Source organism: Terriglobia bacterium (assembly GCA_035712365.1).
In the GTDB taxonomy this organism is placed as follows: Bacteria; Acidobacteriota; Terriglobia; order UBA7540; family UBA7540; genus SCRD01.
In genome coordinates, this window is sequence record DASTAW010000048.1 from 56480 (window position 1) to 73667 (window position 17188).

The 17188-nt window shown below is 57.2% G+C and carries 11 protein-coding genes; 3 read left to right on the plus strand and 8 right to left on the minus strand.

Annotated elements, in window-relative coordinates; all coding sequences use genetic code 11:
- Positions 1-194 precede the first annotated feature (194 nt).
- A complete protein-coding gene (locus VFQ24_14395; protein HET9179543.1) occupies positions 195-1649 on the minus strand; it encodes a DUF4382 domain-containing protein in 1455 nt (484 codons plus the stop codon).
- On the opposite strand from VFQ24_14395, the gene VFQ24_14400 reads away from it, so the two are divergent.
- On the plus strand, positions 1549-1878 hold the full coding sequence (locus VFQ24_14400; protein HET9179544.1) for a hypothetical protein: 330 nt from the start codon (positions 1549-1551) through the stop codon (positions 1876-1878). The genes VFQ24_14395 and VFQ24_14400 overlap by 101 nt on opposite strands.
- A gap of 324 nt (positions 1879-2202) precedes the next feature.
- Here the strand turns inward: VFQ24_14400 and VFQ24_14405 are convergent, their stop codons facing one another.
- The 6 genes from VFQ24_14405 to prfA all read right to left on the minus strand — a co-directional run bounded on the left by VFQ24_14405 (position 2203) and on the right by prfA (position 9618).
- Entirely contained in the window at positions 2203-3138 is a 936-nt protein-coding gene (locus VFQ24_14405; protein HET9179545.1) for a hypothetical protein, read from the minus strand.
- Positions 3139-3455: 317 nt separating this feature from the next.
- Entirely contained in the window at positions 3456-4547 is a 1092-nt protein-coding gene (locus tag VFQ24_14410; protein HET9179546.1) for a Gfo/Idh/MocA family oxidoreductase, read from the minus strand.
- Between the two features lie 486 nt (positions 4548-5033).
- Positions 5034-6353, minus strand: a complete 1320-nt coding sequence (locus VFQ24_14415) for a CCA tRNA nucleotidyltransferase (GenBank protein HET9179547.1) — start codon at positions 6351-6353, stop codon at positions 5034-5036.
- Between the two features lie 100 nt (positions 6354-6453).
- A complete protein-coding gene (dinB, locus tag VFQ24_14420) occupies positions 6454-7623 on the minus strand; it encodes a DNA polymerase IV (GenBank protein ID HET9179548.1) in 1170 nt (389 codons plus the stop codon).
- Between the two features lie 6 nt (positions 7624-7629).
- On the minus strand, positions 7630-8502 hold the full coding sequence (gene prmC, locus VFQ24_14425; GenBank protein ID HET9179549.1) for a peptide chain release factor N(5)-glutamine methyltransferase: 873 nt from the start codon (positions 8500-8502) through the stop codon (positions 7630-7632).
- A 30-nt stretch (positions 8503-8532) separates the two neighbouring features.
- Positions 8533-9618 carry a peptide chain release factor 1 gene (gene prfA, locus VFQ24_14430; protein HET9179550.1) on the minus strand — a complete coding sequence of 362 codons (1086 nt, stop codon included), beginning with the start codon at positions 9616-9618 and terminating at the stop codon, positions 8533-8535.
- Between the two features lie 709 nt (positions 9619-10327).
- On the opposite strand from prfA, the gene VFQ24_14435 reads away from it, so the two are divergent.
- Both VFQ24_14435 and VFQ24_14440 read left to right on the plus strand, forming a co-directional pair.
- Entirely contained in the window at positions 10328-13864 is a 3537-nt protein-coding gene (locus tag VFQ24_14435) for a carboxypeptidase regulatory-like domain-containing protein (GenBank protein HET9179551.1), read from the plus strand.
- Between the two features lie 367 nt (positions 13865-14231).
- A complete protein-coding gene (locus VFQ24_14440) occupies positions 14232-15518 on the plus strand; it encodes a tetratricopeptide repeat protein (GenBank protein ID HET9179552.1) in 1287 nt (428 codons plus the stop codon).
- A 217-nt stretch (positions 15519-15735) separates the two neighbouring features.
- Here VFQ24_14440 and VFQ24_14445 read toward each other — a convergent pair whose 3' ends face one another.
- Positions 15736-17064 carry a redoxin domain-containing protein gene (locus VFQ24_14445; protein ID HET9179553.1) on the minus strand — a complete coding sequence of 443 codons (1329 nt, stop codon included), beginning with the start codon at positions 17062-17064 and terminating at the stop codon, positions 15736-15738.
- Positions 17065-17188: the final 124 nt, after the last annotated feature.

Sequence of the window (17188 nt, forward strand, 5' to 3'; positions counted from 1 at the left end):
CAACCCGGCGAAGGGACCCGGCAGGCCCGTCCGAGAACGCGAAAACTTCCTTAAAAGCAGTTCGGCGTGAGAAGCAGAGTGTTCACTCCACCCTCACGCCGAATCAACTTTCTGCAGAGCAGGTCGTGGACCGTTCGAGCATCTGACGGCAAGCCCCTTGAACGAACTGGGGAGCTTGCCGTCGAGGGCCGATGTTACGGGGCTGTGCAGCCCGTCAAAGCAAGGGTGAGAGAGCTTTGGGTGGTCTGGTCCACGCTGCTCCCAGGGGTAACGTTGATCGCACTGCTGATTGCGGGCGATGACGTGCAGGTCAACAACGTGGTATTCAGGGAAGTATTCATTGACCCGTCGGCAAGCCCCTCGATCATGTAGGTTGCTGAATTCGTCGAACTGGGCGCCACCACGTTGTTGCCGGTGTTGCTGTCCCACGTTCCGACCGCCGCAGCGCTGGCAGGCACCGTCAGCGAATATGCTACGCAATCGAGCGATGCTGTGGCGCAGGCGCTGGTCGGGGTGGCCACGGTGGTGTACACAGGCGGCTGGGAGTCCGTGACATTACCGCCTGGCGTAGACGTCTTCCCGAGCAACGGGATCGACAGGAACACCGTGCTGCTGCCGTTAGTCACCGATTGAGTGGCAGTAACCTGCACGTCGCCGGCAACAGCAGTGCTGCCGGTTCCCTGGCTTGTGATCTGGCCAGAAATAACAGCCGGATCCGCCGGGCCGCCGCTGTTGGTTTCCGCAAATAGCGGGATGCTGCCCGGGCTGCCGCCGACGGGGACCCCGAACACCACGCTGGGATTGTAGGTCGTAGTGGTTGCGCCCTCGGTCGTAGTGCCGGCAACAACGATGTCGAAGTTCCCCGAGGCATTCGACGCGATAGGGCAGAACGCAAACGATCCATCGGAAGCCGTCAGTCCCGACAAGATCACGCGGTCGGTGGGCGTGGGCGATCCGCTATCGGGCTGCTCCAGCAAGACGACGGCGTTCGGGACGCCCATCCCGGGATTGGGTGAACCTGCGCCTTCCACAACCTTGCCGGTAATGCTGTTGGTGTTTGTGCTGACCTCGCCCGCGTGCAGAACGGGTTTGAAGCGATATTGGCCGTTCCCTTCTCTGACGATCGAGGAGCAAGTCTTAAAGTCGATGTTCAAATCCGTGCTCTGGCCCGCCGTGACAGTCAGCCCTCCATTCGTAATCTGGGAGGCCGGAATCTTGATGCCGGTTTGCGCCTGGCTGGACAATTGCAGTTCCACCGCTGTGCCATCCGATCCGTCCAGATTTCTGGGGACCACACAATTGAACCCTCCAGTGGTGCAGGCATTGCCCGAAAGGGACCCAGATGCGTTGTTCGCCATCAGAATCAGGCGGATCTGCTGGTACTTGCCCGGCGGGAGCGATTTTTGGCCAAGCATGAAGAGCGTGCCGCAAAAATTCGGGGTGGCGGTTGGGTTCAATGACAGCAGGTCCACCTGCTGGGGCTTGTTGGAGAGGTCTACAAGGGTCTGCCAGCCGCTATTGTCTGTAGCACTGATGTTTGCCTCGACTTTGGTAATCGTCACCCATACATGGTTGAAATCGAGCGAACATGTCGGTGGGTCGCTGAGAAAAGTCCTGACGGTGCCGGTGGTCGGGCCGGAAGAAGACATCGTGCTGCCGCCGCAACTGATCAAGGCAGCAACCGCAAATGATAAAACCAATGAAAGCGCAAGCGCCGTGCAAGCACGGGCGTTGCTCCTGCTGATCCACATGGTTCCTCCTGAATTGAGCACGTTGAGCATTAACGTCCTGCTGAAAAACTCCCTGTGTGAAGTCATCGTGAGCGAAGCGGCGGTTGTTACACAACTCTGCTCCCAAGCCGCCAGGCTCAGAACATAACTCGATAGTCAGCGTCCCCCGGTAGAAGTTTGTATACCACCGTGTAGGAAACACCCGCAATAGTAGGCCAGCTAGTAACTACGTAGCAAAATAAGCGGCTTCTAACGCTTGCCTTGAAACACGTCCTGAGTTGGCGGCTGGCCAATCCCTCGCCAGGCGCAGGTAAACCCGTGAGGGTTAAACAAATGTCAATCGAGTAGTGCTATCGGCGGCGAATCGGAGAGAGACTTCCGCCGCTGCATTTCATGGTTGTCGAAAAGCCATCGAGACAGAGGCTTCGACGGATTCAATGACGAGATCTGTTCTTCTTTGCCAAACTGAGAATCACTGGCTGTTCGCGCCGGCAGCCGGATGGCTCAGGTCAGCGCTAGCAGGCTGCCCGGCTGGAGGGCCTGCCGAGCCGGCACCGGTCACCGGTGTTTGGCTGGCATTCGCGGCGGACATCCGGCTTCCTTCGTATTTCGGCGCACTGACGTATCCGTGCATGTGGTTCTTGCTGATGCTGTTGACCACAAGCTGCAGCGGCTGTCCAGCCTGCTCCGTATAAAAGACCACCGGCTCATAAACGTTGATATGCTTCTTGACCAGTTCCCGGTCGTTTACAATGACGTGAAGATCACAAAACTGGTGCTTCGAGTTTGTCTTCCGGAGTGATACTTCAATCGGCCCAACGCGCTGGAAGCGATTGGCCTTAGTCATGTCAAACTCGAAGTAATTGCGCTCGCCCTTCTTTTCCAGTTCAACGAGCTCCGCGTGGGTTTTGGCGATGGAGCCGTTCAGCTCAGCCCGAGTCGAGTCCAGATTGCCCTGGAGGTCGGAGCGGGTCTTCGCAATGTCCTCCTGAGTAGACGCTATAGCTTTTTGATGCGCAGCAAGCTCGCCCTGCACCTCTTTCCATCGAGGGTCGTCCCTGTTTACTACTTTTTTGGCGCCGGCCTGGTGGCGAATGTGTTCCCGCCGGAGCTCAGCGGTGCGCCGAGCCTCCTCAGCAGCCTTTTCGCGTGCCGCCTGCTGCGTTTGCAGAGTGTTCAACTCAGAGGAGAGAGTTTGAACCTGCCCTTTCGTCTGCGTCAGGGAAGCCGTTAGCTCGTCATTACGGGCCGAGAGTTGGCTGGCTACTTTTTGCTGCTGAACGATGAATCCAACGGCGACCGCAACAACACACAAGAAAAGCACTGCCGCCACCCACAAGGGATTCAGGCCCCTGTGGGACGATTCGGGAATGTTCTCATTTGCATGCTGATTCAGATTCTGGTCCATAGGTTTTACTCTCTCAATCGGGTTGCTGCGCAGCGACGGCTTTGAACTCCGGAGATCAGGAAAGGGCCTCTCCGGAATACTTCTTCATTCTCGGGAGCGCACTCCGTAAAAGCCTGATCAGGCCATTTGCAGCAACCATCAAAATTGGAAGTCGCGTGTGTCATTCTTCAACACAAAGCGCCGACCTGTGGCTAAGCAAAAGCCCTGCCACAGGCGGGGGATCGGCTAATCGACTTGTCTACAGCAGGTTAACACCCAACTTGGGAAAACTCCCGCCGCCGTGAATGAGAACAGTTTTCTTGTAAGGTGCAAAATTTTCATGGTACGGGGGTATTCGACGAAACCGATGGCATCCGGCGGCCCATTCCCCTCCTGGCTTCTCCCGTCGGGTCGATGGGAACCCAGCGTCCTTCACGTGCCGCCTGATAAATCGCCTGCATCACTAGGACATCGCGGAGCCCTTCAAGTCCGTCCGGCTCCGGGTCTCTCTCCTTCCGGATGGAATCAGCAAGAGCGTCGAGCTCTAGTGCAAACTCGTCTATGATCCGGAAGCGTTTTTCGAACCAGCGTCCACCGATCTTGCCGAACAGCCGTCTTTCTTCGTCGAATGCGAAGGCAGGGTCAAGCGCCGCCCAACCCTTTTCTCCAAAAACTTTGAGGAAGCTGGCCTGTGCAGCCCCAAAACTGGAGGTGGCCTGCACGAAGAGAGCATCAGGAAATTTGAGCTGAAAACCGATGCTTTCTTCGACGCGCCTGAAGCATTCGGGATGTGTGGACCAGCTATAGGCGCTGGCTTCGAGCGGTTCCTTGCCCGTCAGCCATCGAATGGTATTCACGCAATAGACGCCAACGTCCACCAGCGATCCGCCGCCAGAAGCCGCTGGATCAAAATGCCACGCTGGCACACTCTTTCTGGATGGCAGAAAGATGGTGAATGCAGAATGGATGAGCTTCAGCCTGCCAAGCTTCCCGGCAGCAATAAGCTTTTTAAGAGCAAGGCTCGCGGGCTCAAAATATTTCCGGTAAGCGATCATCAGCCGCACGTTGCTCTCCCGGCAGGCCTGGATCATCTCCCGGCACTCGTCGGGGGTCCTGGCCATTGGCTTTTCGCACAACACGTGCCGTCCGGCTCGCGCCGCCTGCACAGAGTACCGGGTGTGGGTCCCGTTGTCCGTGGCGATGAAGACGGCCTCGACATCAGGATTCGCAAGGCACCGCTCATAGTCTTCGTAGGTGTATGACGCGCTTGCGCCAAAGCGGGTGGCCAGGCGTTTGGCTTTCTTCAGGTCACCGCTGACCACGGCAACCAGTTTTGCTTTCCTACTGTGGCGGAAGGCAGGCAGTACGGCAACTTGCGAAATCCTGCCCAGACCCACCACCGCATAGCCAACTCTTTTCTCGTTCGTCATTTAGAACTCCTGTCCGAAATAGATGGATTCTACACCAGGCGCCGGCTCCATCAGCAGACCTTTGTTTTCCAGCCGGAAAAACGAGTGATCGGGAGGGCATCAGAAAGCCGCCATGGGCGCAGAATTTCGCGCTCGCATTCAGCTTGACTTTTGCACTCGAAGGACTAAATTAGTATCAGGAGGCACAGAGGTGCATGTGCTGTACGCCGGTTCGGACAGGGGTCCCGGTGTGAAGCCACAAGAACTCAAGCTGCTTGCTACTTTCTAACCGAACCATAGGGCCACGTATCTACTCTTACGGTTGAGGTCTCCGTCTGCTGGATCCGACGGTATGAGGAGGGTCCCATGTTTCAGATGATCAACGAAGATAAACCCACTGCTGAAGACCGAAAAATGCTGTGGGTTAAAGTTGGGCTATTCGTAGTTCTGAGTGCTGCACTGGGCGGAGTGGTATACTTCTTCGCCACCACACCCTTTGGAAGGTGACTACAAACGATTCACGGGGAACCGTCGATGCACAAGCCGAAGTGCATCTTCCTGGGTGTGAATCTCGCCTTCTAACTGGGCATCTTCCACCACCTGAAGAATCTGCTTGAACACCGGTCCTGGCTTGTAGCCCTCACGTATAAGATCAATCCCGGACAGAACACAGGGAGGCCTGATTTCCTCTTCCGGAAGCTCACCGAGCATTCGTGTGGCCAGGAGGTAGTTGTCAAGTTTCCCATGACTTGCCAGACAATCCAGCCGATGCAGCTCCAGGTGTTCCTCAAAGCCCTGCATTCGCAGAAATCGAATCTGCGTCGATCTCTTCATTTGCGGAAGGTCCTTAAATCTAAGGTGGTGACGCACCAGTTCAACAACCCGCTCTGTGTCCCGTAGGGAAAGCCGCAGCCTTGTGCAGATTTCTTCCGCCATTTTCGCCCCGACCTCGACATGGTGGTCAAAGCGAATACGCTCCCGCACGGCAAAGGTTCGCGGCTTGCCGACGTCGTGCAGCAACACGCCAAGGGCCAGTGTCGGCGTCGGTTTTTCGAGTCCATCCAGCATCATCAGGGTGTGCGTCCACACGTCGCCCTCGGGATGGAACTCCGGCGGCTGCTCAACGCCCTGCATGGCCTTCACCTCCGGCAGCACCTGCTCCAGAAGATGGGTGCTGTCCAGGAGTTCGAAGCCCCGGCGCGCCTGCCCTTCCGTCAGAATTTTCAGGATTTCGTCGCGAATCCTTTCGGCGCTGATCAGCCGGATTTCGCCGGCCAGTTTTCTGATGGCATCCACAACCGCGGGGTCAAGCTCAAAGTTGAAGCGGGCCGCAAAACGCACGGCGCGCAGCATGCGAAGCCGGTCCTCGCCGAAGCGTTGGTAAGGGTCGCCAACCGTGCGCAGCCTGCGGCCGATGATGTCCGCCTGGCCTCCTACATAATCGATCACTCTGTTTTTCAAGGGATCGTAGAGCAGGCCGTTGATGGTAAAGTCACGCCGGCGGACGTCCTCCTCGGCAGACCGCGCGTACTCCACCTTGACGGGATGCCGGCCATCCGTATAAAGGCCGTCGCGCCTGAAGGTTGCTACCTCCACGTTCCCTTCTTCGCGCGGAACAATCACCACCCCAAAATTCGCACCCACCGTCAGGCTTTCCGGAAACATCCCGACCACCTCCGCCGGTTGCGCTGAGGTGGCGATGTCGTAGTCCTTCGGCTCATTGCCCATCACGATGTCACGCACGCAGCCGCCCACCAGGTAGGCGTCAAACCCGGCGCCTCGTAATCGCCGAACAATTTCGGTTGCCGCGTGGCGCTTAGTTTCCATGAGTGTCCTGGATGGTGCTCCGGTCCCTTTCCGGTTGGCCGCTTCCTCATCAGCCACAACGCTGCCTTCGCAACCTTCGCCTCGACCAAAGTACCACGAGCTACTTCTTTTCCCGCTCCAGAGACCGGGCCAGTTGGACAGCATCGAACCCGTAACGCCCCCGCACCTGGTCTGCGGCGCGAAGCACACGGTCCAGCTTTTCGCGCTTCGCCGAATCAAACAGGCCGCGCTGGAAGGTTGAGCTGTCCAGTTTCGACGCGCGCACGCCTACCAGCCGGATCCTCTCCTGCCCGTCCCACGCCGCGCTAAACATCCGCAGAACGTGCTCAAAAATGACTGAATCCAGATGGGTCGGCTCGTCCAGCGTTGTGTCGCGCGTGATCGTTTCGAACCGGTGGTTGCGGAGCTTTAATCCGATCGTGCGCGCAAACACCCGATGCTCCCGCAGGCGTCTTGCAACAAGCTGAGAAAGATAGGATAGCGTCCGTTCCAGCTCTTCGGACTCTGCCGTGTCTACCGGGAAAGTGGTTTCGTGGCTGATCGATTTCGGCTCCTCTTCGTAAGCGTAGGCTTCAATGTCCTTGCCCATCGACTTGGTGAAGAGCCATTCGCCGTACTTGCCAAATTTATTTCGCAGGCGCTCGGCCCCGTAAGTCTGCAGGTCGCCGATGGTCACAATGCCGAGCGAGAGGAGTTCGGGCTCCGTTACCTTTCCAATGCCCGGCATGCGGCGGACCGGCAGCGGCGCAAGGAAAGCCGCCTCGCATCCTGGGAAGACGTAGAGCAATCCATGAGGCTTGGCCTGGTCGGAAGCGATCTTCGACACCAGGTGCGACGTGGAAGCGCCTACCGAGCAGTTCAGCCCCGTCCGCTTCTGGACACTCTGGATCAGCCGGTCAGCAGCGCTCAACATTCCGCCGTGCAGGCGCTCGGAGCCGGTCAGGTCCAGATAGGCCTCGTCGATGGAAACCATCTCGATGACAGGGGTGAATTCCTGGAAAACCTCGTAAACTTTGTGCGAATACTCACGGTATTTTGCATGCTGTCCGCGGAGGAAGATAGCATGGGGACAAAGCTTTTTTGCCGTTCCGATCGCCATGGCGGAGTGGACGCCGAATTTGCGGGCTTCATAGCTGGCCGCGGTCACTACGCCCCGGCCATCCGGGTCCGCGCCCACGACAACCGCCTTGCCCTTGAGCGATGGGTCAGCCAATTCCTCGACGGACACGAAGAAGGCGTCCATATCGACGTGAAGAATCTGGCGAAGCATAGCTGATCAACCGGTCTTTCGCGCGATGATAACGCGTGGGATTCCGGCGAGGTCCTGGCGCACTTCCCGGTCCCGCCAACCCTCTCCCAGCAGGCGCAGGACTGCGTCCCTCTTATTGTAGCCAATCTCAACCACCACTGAGCCGCCCGGCTTGAGGAGGCGGCGTGCCTGCGGAAACAGCCGGGCATAGACCTCCTCGCCCTGGAGAAGACCACCCCACGCAAGGCGCGGCTCAAATTCACGCACCTCGCGCTGCACACCGGCGAGTTCGTCATGTCCCACATAGGGCGGATTGGATACGACAAAATCGAACGTATCCGCGAATTCCGCACGAAGCAGGAAGTTAAGCAAGTCGGTTTCAAGCAACCTGACCTGCTCCGCCGCCCCCAGGCGCTGGGCGTTCCGCGCCGCAACTTCAAGCGCATCGGCTGAGATGTCCGTGGCGTACAGTTCGGCGCGCGGCAGTTCTTTGGCCAGAGCAATAGGAATACACCCGGAGCCGGTGCCCACGTCTGCAATGCGAAAATGGCCATCCTTGGACAGGCCTTCCAGGCGGACCAGGTCGAGCACTGCCTCGATGATGTGCTCGGTTTCCGGCCGTGGAATCAGGACCGCGGGCGCCACTTCAAAATCCAGGCCCCAGAACTCCTGATGGCCCGTGATGTACTGGGTGGGTTTCCCTGTACACCGCTGGCCTATCAATTCCATGTAGGCTTCAAACTGCTCACTCGGAATTTCCCGTTCGGGATGCGTGTAAAGAAAGGAGCGGTCCTTTTGAAGGACGTGCATCAGCAGCAATTCCGCAGCCAGGCTCGCAGAAGGTACGTCTTGTTCCTGCAGGCGTTTCAACCCCGCCCGGAGCGCATCACGAAGTTGCATGGCAGATACCAGGAGCCACGCGGGCAATCATCAGGCAGCGACGGTCGCCTGCTTGAGTTTTTCAGTCTGGTAGTGGGTGATCAGGGCGTCGATGATTTCGTCCAGCTTTCCATCCAGGATGCGGTCAAGCTGGTGGAGCGTGAGGCCAATGCGGTGGTCGGTTACGCGGTTCTGCGGAAAATTGTAAGTTCTGATCTTTTCACTGCGGTCGCCGGTGCCCACCATCGTGCGGCGCTCTTCAGAAATCTGTTTCTGCTGCTCTTCGAGCCGCTGCTCGTAAAGCCTGGAACGCAGAACGCGCATGGCCTTGGCGCGGTTCTTGATCTGCGACTTCTCGTCCTGGCACGAAACCACCATGCCTGTGGGCAGATGCGTGATGCGAACTGCGGAGTAAGTGGTATTCACCGACTGGCCGCCCGGCCCTGAAGAACAGAAAGTGTCAATGCGGACCTCCTTGGGATCAATCTGCACATCCACTTCGTCAGCTTCGGGAAGCACCGCGACGGTTATTGCAGAGGTGTGGATCCGGCCCTGCTGCTCAGTAGCAGGAACGCGCTGAACGCGGTGGACGCCGCTTTCGTATTTCAGGCGGCTGTAAACGTTCTTACCTTCGATCACCGCAATCACTTCTTTCAGACCGCCAACGCCCGAGAGCGATGAAGAAAGCACATCGACTTTCCATTTCTGCTCTTCCGCATAGCGTCCGTACATGCGGAAGATCTCCTGCGCAAAGAGCGTCGCTTCATCGCCTCCCGTTCCCGCGCGGATCTCAAGCACGATATTCTTTTCGTCATTGGGGTCCTTCGGCAGCAACAACACTTTCAATTGGCCCTCAACCGCCTCCTGCCGCTTCTCGAGTTCCGCCAGCTCTTCTTGCGCCAGAGCCCGCATTTCTGAATCGGAGGATGAATCTTCCAGCAGGGACTTAGTTTCCACCAGCGCCTTCTGAACTTCCTTCCACTCCCGGAAACGGTCAACGAGATCCTCGAGTTCTGCATGGCTTTTTGCTGTCTTTTGGTAGGCAGAGGGGTCCCCAAGCACCCGCGGGTCGCTCAGTGCCGCCGTCAGGTCCTCATAGCGTTTCTCGATCTCTTCCAGTCTGGCAAGAAAAAGCATCTCAACAACCCTTCATCAGCGGTCAATGCAATGCGATCGTCCTGCACGGGCCTTGCGCTCAAGAGTCCTTCAAACTCCAGCAAACTCTCATGTTTCTCGATTTCATGCGAGCGCCGTGTCGGATGAGTGCGCTAAACAAGACCTTCCAAAAGGATAGCCGGGTCTGATTAACGTGTCAATGAACCGGGCCGTCCTTTGCAGATCGTGGCGCGCGGAAGGGCCGCTGGAAATTCCGGCAAAGGGCTTGACACGATAGTAAAGTTGTCATATATATAAGCCAACAATCGATTGTCAATACCTGCTGTTTTGGCGTTGTTGATTGCGTCGAGTTGCCAGGGTCTTCGCGATAGCACGATCGCCGAAAGCAAATCAGGGGTTCTGCGAAAACTCTAAGTTTGATTTAGGCATGGCAGACAACATGCCAGGAGTGATCCGCCCTGAACAAGGAGGCTTTGGCCAGTTGACATAACGCCTGTCCTCGCTTTCTTAATCTGAAAAGTTCCGGGCGTAATAGCCGTCTAGCAATTCCGGTCAATCCTCTTCCTCGACTTCAGAACACTTTGACCGGTCCATAGCCGATGTCACCAAGCGCACTCGCCGGAACATTTCCTCGCTCGATATTCACAAGCGACTCAAATGCTCCGGCTTTTGTGGTGACGTTTCCTTAATTCACCTCAAGTGAACTTGAGGACTTCATGAAAGGAGCATCATGCGCGATATACAAGCGAAAGCGATCATTGCAGTGTTCCTGGGTATCCTGCTTTCTAGTACGCTTTGGGCCCAGTCGGATTTCGGGACCATATCCGGATACATCAAGGACCCGTCGGGCGCCACCGTCCCGGGGGCCGCGGTCACGGTGAGCAATCAGAGCGGAGTTCTACGCCAGGCCAAAACGGACACAGGAGGTTTCTATTCCATTCCCAATCTCCCGCCCAGTTATTACACCATGACGGTCGAGGCGACTGGTTTCCAGAAGTTTGTGTCAAATAACAACAAGCTAGACCCGAGCGGCCGTCTGGCATTAAACGTCGCGTTGCAAGTGGGCGCAACCACACAAACCGTGGAAGTTACAGCCCAGGTAGCAACGCTGCAAACTCAATCCGCAGCCGTGCAAAAGCTGGTTACGCGGCAGCAGATTGACTCCCTGGAGCTCAACGGACGCAATCCTGTCAACCTCGCCCAGCTTGCGCCGGGGGCGCAAGGCGGAACCCTTGCCGGTTTGAATTTCAATTTTGGCCAGGGGCCGGCGCACTTCAACGGCTCCCGCAATTGGAACAACGTGATCACCGTTGACGGCGCAATCGCCACGCGCACACGCGCCAACGGCACCAGCCTGGGTTCCGCTGACGAGGATTCCACCGAGGAGGTCCAGGTGTTGGGCGCGGACTACCCCGCAGAATACGGCCGGACCGCCGGCGGCCAGATCCGCATCGTCACCAAGAGCGGCGGCCCTCAATTCCACGGCGCCGCGTACGAATATGTTCGGAACACCTTCCTGAACGCCAACACCTGGCAGCGGAACGCCAACACCACGACCACCGGCCTGGCCGCCACCAATTTCGTCGCGCCCGATCACTACAATGACTTCGGATACAACATTGGCGGGCCCTTCTATATTCCCGGCCATTTCAACACCAACAAAGACAAAGTGTTCTGGTACTGGGGTGACGAATTTACCCGAAACTATTTCACGGACCAGACCACCATGACCGTTCCTTCCTTGCTGATGCGGAACGGCAACTTCAGCGAGCTGCTCGATCCAAACAATTTTTACTATCACAAGGCGGTACAACTCATAGACCCCAAGACCGGGCAACCCTTCCCCGGCAACATCATTCCAGCGCCCGGAACCGCTACATCAGGTTCGACCGCCAGCGCCAACGGGCTTGGACTTCTCAACGCCTATCCATTTCCCAATCTCACAACGCCTGTCAACGGCAACAAGAACTTTTTCCTTTCCGCCGCTCATCCGCAGCGCCAGCAGAAAAAGACGATTTCCGTGGATGTGAACGTCACACCCACTCAGCGGCTTCGTTATCGCGGCCTTTACTACACGTTTTTTGAGTATCAGCCGCTCGACGGCAACAGCGGAGAAACGCCGAAGTTCTTCAATCGGCCCAACTTCACGAACTCCCTCGATTACACCTGGGTACTGAGCCCAACCAAGGTGAACGAGCTGCTGTTGAGTGTCAGCCATGACCGCGTCCTGATTCCGGTGAACGAGGCGGGCTTTGTTGACCGCACCACGCGCGGCGTCAACTTCCCCTATATTTATCCGGTCTCTGAAAAACTGATCCCCAACCGAATTCCCACCATAAACATGTCGGAGTTCGACGGGTTAAGCGGCGGTCCATATCCCTCGCACTCCGCGGGACCCATTGTGGACCTCTCGGACAATTTTTCCTGGGTGAAGGGCAATCACACCATCAAGTTCGGTGGTTTGTGGGAATGGCAGGGCGAGAACAACAACGACGAAATCAACGTCTCGGCCTGCAACACCTGCACGAACACACAGAACGGGCAATTCCTTTTCAGTGATAACGGTGGAAAATTCGTGCGTCCGGGCTACACGGTGGCGTCATCGGGCGCCGCAGTCGCGAACGCCGCGCTGGGCCTGTTTGATTCGTACTCAGAAATCGGCCATAGAGCCTACACCATCTTCCGCGGCAACATGTACGAAGGATTTGCGCAGGATGCCTGGTCAGTCACAAGCAAGCTGCACATCGACTACGGCGTTCGTTACACAATCATCGTTCCCTACCACGCGGATTGGGGCAACATGATCGTTTTTGACCCAACGTTCTACAATCCTGCAAGCGCCGTAACGGTTGACCCCTCGACCGGCCTGATCACCGGTTCCCCAACCATCAATCAGCTTTACAACGGCATGGTGATTCCGGGCAGCGGGTTCCCTTCATCGGCTATGGGACGCGTCCCCGAAGCCTCTTCCGGCTTGTATAATGACCTGTTTCACGGATTGCCCAACCATTACGGTTTCGTCCAGAAAAACACTGCTCAGCCGCGTGCCGGCATCGCCTATCGCTTGACTGACAAGACTGTGGTGCGCGCTGGGATAGGCCGCTTCATCACTCGCCTGGGAGATAGCGATTCGATCTTCCTGGGCGGGAATCCACCCTTCCAGCCGAACGCCAGCACCTCCTTTGGTTTTGTGGATAATCCTGGCGGGACGGGAGTCAACCCGGTTCCACTGGTGGTGACCACCGCAGCAAGAGACACCAAGAGCCCGGAGGCCTGGACATGGAACGTCACGGCGGAAACTCAACTCCCCTGGCACTCCCTCCTGAGTGTAGCTTACGTCGGGAGCCATGGGCTGCACTTGCAGCGCCAGGCGGATATCAACCAGCCTACCCTGGCCACAGTCGCAGCCAATCCTGGCATAAACCTTAACGCCATCCGGCCCTACAAGGGTTTTGGGTCCATTCGTCAATCAAACGGCGTGGCGACTTCCCAGTACAAGTCGTTGCAAATCGGCTGGAGCCGCCCCTTCGCCAAGGGCCTGCTGTTCAGCTTGGCCTACACGCTATCCAAGACCATGGATAGCGGATCTAACGTGCGCGATGTGGTTCCGGACACCTACGACACCAGCTTTCTGTGGGGGCCGTCGGAGTTTGACGCGCGCAACAACCTGGTGGCCAGTTTCCTCTACCACCTGCCCTTCTTCAGCACTCAGAGGGGTTTGGCCGGCCAGGTGTTGGGTGGCTGGGAGGTCTCGAGCCTACTCCAATTCCAGAGCGGAAATCCGTGCAGCGTGGCCGGATCGACTGACTATGCCGGCGTGGGACTCGACTCGAACTTCGGCTGCGGTGTGAACGGTCAATATTGGGTAGAGAACGGCAAGCCGAAGCTCGTCAAGACATTCGGACCAAACGGCCAGTGGTTCTCAACGACCAACCCCGATGGGTCGCCCATTTTTACGGCGCCTCCCGCGGGTACCTTCAATACGCAACGCGTTCGGGACACCATCTATCAGCCTGGGTTTAACAACTGGAACTTCGGAGTCTTCAAATCATTCCCAATCCGCGAAAGCATGGGGCTCCAATTCCGCGCCGAGGCTTTCAACTTCCTGAACCACCCGAATTGGTGTGGCCCGAGCGGTTGCAGTGGCACTACGAATATCGGCCTCAACCCCACTTCGGCGACCTTTGGCAAAGTGCTGACCAAGGGTGGCAGCCCAGGAAGCGGTGGCGAGCGCAACATCCAGCTCTCACTGCGCTTTTATTTCTAACCATGAGGAGATTTGAGCGCCGCGAAATATGCGCAGAAGGGCGCGAAGAATCTCTTCGCCACTTTCACGAGGACCGCAGGGGTGAGCGGAACGCCTGCCCCTGCGGTTTTTTCCTGATAAGGAATGGCGGATCCGGTTGAAGGCCGTCCTTCCCTGGAAACAAAGTTCTCCAGCCAGGTCAGCCGCCCTGGAGGCGGGCGACTTCCCGCCTGTCCGCCTAAATTTCCAGTCAGAATTTGATATACTTCGGCCCTGTTCCCGTCTGCTGGCTTGGTTCCGTTGAAAGCCGCCCTGGGCTTTGCTGGCGGAACAAGGAAGGCGGCGTGGTCCTGCTGTCGGATGGCGGCGGTAGGCCAAACGAGGTCGAATGCGGATACAAGTGGAGGGCCGGTTCGCACAGAGAATCCTGATGATCTCGCTGATCGCGGGATTTATACTGGCCACCGGATGGATTATAAAAACCTGCCTCGCTTACCGTGCCGGTCACACCCTGACGATCGACAGCCTTCGGCTGGCTACCCGGCTAAATCCCCGGGACTCCACATACCATGTTCAACTGGGCCGCCTGTATCAATACAGCATCGAAAATCCAAAGCCGGCCGAAGCCATTCAGCAGTTCCAGGAAGCCGTCAAGGTGAACCCTTACGATCCGGATGCCTGGATCAATCTGGCGGCCGCGCACGAATTCCAGGGAGACACTTCCAGCGCTGAAGAAGACTTGCGGCACGCATCCACTCTGGCGCCCAACCTGCCCCAATTCCAGTGGACCATTGGAAACTATTTCCTGCTGCACGGAAATACGCAGGAGGCTTTCCAGCACCTGAAAGTAGTACTGGCCGGCTCGCGCCAGTATGACCGCACGGTCTTCAACGTTGCCTGGAAGGCTTCCGGCAACGCTCAACAGATCCTTGAGCAGCTCATCCCGAATAAACTTCCGGCGGAATTCAGCTATCTGAACTATCTGACTGCCGAACAGCGCTTCCCCGAGGCCGCGGCCGTGTGGAAGCGCATTGTGGCAACTCCGGATACCTTCAAGCCGCAAGAAGCCTCAGGCTACATCGACACCCTTGTCAAAACCGGCCAGGCCGGCGCGGCCTACGAGGTCTGGACGGGTCTCCAGGGGAGGGGACTGGTCCAGGCCTCGCCAGGCGGGCCAAACCAGAACCTGATGACCAACGGAAATTTTGAAGACCCTCTGCTCAATATGGGGTTCGGCTGGAGAATTCAGGAAGTTCCCGGGGTGTACGCCGGCCTGGACACGGCCACCTTTCATTCGCCAGGACATTCACTTTCCGTGCAATTCACCGGAAAGCAGAACTTGAATTATCACCAGCTCTTCCAATTCGTCAGGGTGTCGGCCAATCACGCGTATGAACTGAAAGCCTTCATGAAAACGCAGGACGTCACCAGCGACAGTGGGCCGCGCCTTGAGGTTGTCGATGCTTACGACCCTCGTGCACTCGACAAATTTACGCCTGGAATGACAGGGACAAGCGGCGGCTGGAATCCCCTCAACATGGAATTCAAGACCGGACCCAAAACCCAGCTCATCCTTGTCCTTTTGGTGCGCTCGCCCAGCAGTGCGGACGACGACCCTGGAATCGCCGGTAGAGTCTGGCTCGACGACGTGCAGATCAGCTCTGCGACAGAATGAGAAAATAGAGAGCAATAAAATTGGCGCGCGATCAGGACCTTCCACTCGCAACAGGCCCATCGGCCACGACGTAAAACGCTCTCTAAAAGGTTGACGAAAAACCCTCTGTACCACGTCATCCTGAGCGAAGCGAAGGATCTGTTTTGGTCATTTTCAGTGAGATACAGCAGATGCTTCGCTTCGCTCAGCATGACGGGTAACCTTTTTCAACAACCTGCTAAAGGTGAGAAAAGTGCGTCTGGCAATCATTGCCAAACGTGAATGAATTGATCGTCAGTCCGGAGCGGGTGGGAAATAACTCCACCTTGTGGCTGCCGGATTTCGGGTTGGCAGTCAGGTAGTACATCCGCGGCTCACGCACTTCGATGTACGAGTGCCCTTCAGCGTCAAATCGAACGTCAACCCCCGCGTTCTGCTTTGTGAGATCTTTTCCGTCCTGACGAATGTAGACTCGTGATGGACGGCCGTGTTCCACATTCATCACAGAATACAATTCCCGCGCGTGATAGCGCATGACGAGCTCGTCGGTGGAAGGAGCATCTCTGTTTTTCTTTCCGCGGTAGATCATCCCGTTGCTTTGGCCGGAAGTATTTCCCTTATCCGTTTCCCAGCGCCCTGAGACGGCCGCGTGCCCATCCTCGACGTTGGCCGGAAGGGCGTAATCGATCGCTTTCCCCTTGCGGTACCCTTCTTTGTTGGAAAGGATCCCACGATCTCCCCACTGGCCCACATACATTTCAGGCGTCGTCTCGCCACAGGACGGAGCAAATGCATTTCTCTCCGGAGGAATCGCGTAACTCGGGGGGAATTGCAATCCCGGGTGAGCTTCCTTCAGAAGCTGCTGGATGGCGTGTTCCAGCGCGCTGTCTTCGCCTTCGCCGGAACGGTTGTAGCGAATGTAACCTTTGGCATCAATCAGGAACCGGTTCGGCCAGGTGGAATTGTGATAGGCGCGCCAGATCAGGAATTTGTCGTCAACCACAACCGGGTAAGGAAGCCCAAACCTCCTGACCGCCTCCTTCACGTTAGAAACCTGATAGGCGATGTCGAATTCCGGACAGTGGACACCGACGATTTCAAATCCGTACTTGTGGTATCTCTCATACCATTTCTTATTCTCATCGAACGTGCGGACGCAGTTGATACAGGTGTACTCCCAGAAGTCGATCAGAACGACTTTGCCCTTCAGCCCTGCCATCGTCAGCGGCCTTGAATCTATCCATTGCACGTCAGCCCCGGCCGGGGCCGTTGGCGATTCGGGCATGCCTGGAGATTCCGGCGCACGAGTGTCCGGCGCGCCCCGAGGAGAGGCTATTGAGGCTGGCGGAGTAGAGGGCGGAGCAGAAAATTGAGAGCTGGGAGATGATTCGACTGGGAATTCCGGCGCGCGCTCGTGCATCTTGATCAATCCTGAAGCGCCAGATTCCTGAGGCAGCAGGCGGCCTTGATTCAGCAGGAAGCCGGCCACAAGGCAACAGAAAATGAGCACGGCTCCCGTGACCTTGAAAGTGGTCCTGCCGGCCAGGTCTGTGTTGAGATCAGACATAGGTCGTCCTTGGTGCGCAACAGGCGAATCGAACGCGGAATCACAATGATGTTGTTCCGCCGCTTAGCCCCGGCTCGAACGCCGAACCGGCCAGACCGGCCCAATGCGAAGCGCATGCGGTCGC

Excerpts from the sequence above, each read along its gene's own strand:
- prfA (HET9179550.1), bottom strand. The coding sequence starts at position 9,618 with ATGCTTTTTCTTGCCAGACTGGAAGAGATCGAGAAACGCTATGAGGAC.
- VFQ24_14440 (HET9179552.1), top strand. The coding sequence starts at position 14,232 with ATGCGGATACAAGTGGAGGGCCGGTTCGCACAGAGAATCCTGATGATC.
- VFQ24_14445 (HET9179553.1), bottom strand. The coding sequence starts at position 17,064 with ATGTCTGATCTCAACACAGACCTGGCCGGCAGGACCACTTTCAAGGTC.
- VFQ24_14405 (HET9179545.1), bottom strand. The coding sequence starts at position 3,138 with ATGGACCAGAATCTGAATCAGCATGCAAATGAGAACATTCCCGAATCG.
- dinB (HET9179548.1), bottom strand. The coding sequence starts at position 7,623 with ATGCTTCGCCAGATTCTTCACGTCGATATGGACGCCTTCTTCGTGTCC.
- VFQ24_14415 (HET9179547.1), bottom strand. The coding sequence starts at position 6,353 with ATGGAAACTAAGCGCCACGCGGCAACCGAAATTGTTCGGCGATTACGA.
- VFQ24_14435 (HET9179551.1), top strand. The coding sequence starts at position 10,328 with ATGCGCGATATACAAGCGAAAGCGATCATTGCAGTGTTCCTGGGTATC.
- VFQ24_14410 (HET9179546.1), bottom strand. The coding sequence starts at position 4,547 with ATGACGAACGAGAAAAGAGTTGGCTATGCGGTGGTGGGTCTGGGCAGG.
- prmC (HET9179549.1), bottom strand. The coding sequence starts at position 8,502 with ATGCAACTTCGTGATGCGCTCCGGGCGGGGTTGAAACGCCTGCAGGAA.
- VFQ24_14395 (HET9179543.1), bottom strand. The coding sequence starts at position 1,649 with ATGTCTTCTTCCGGCCCGACCACCGGCACCGTCAGGACTTTTCTCAGC.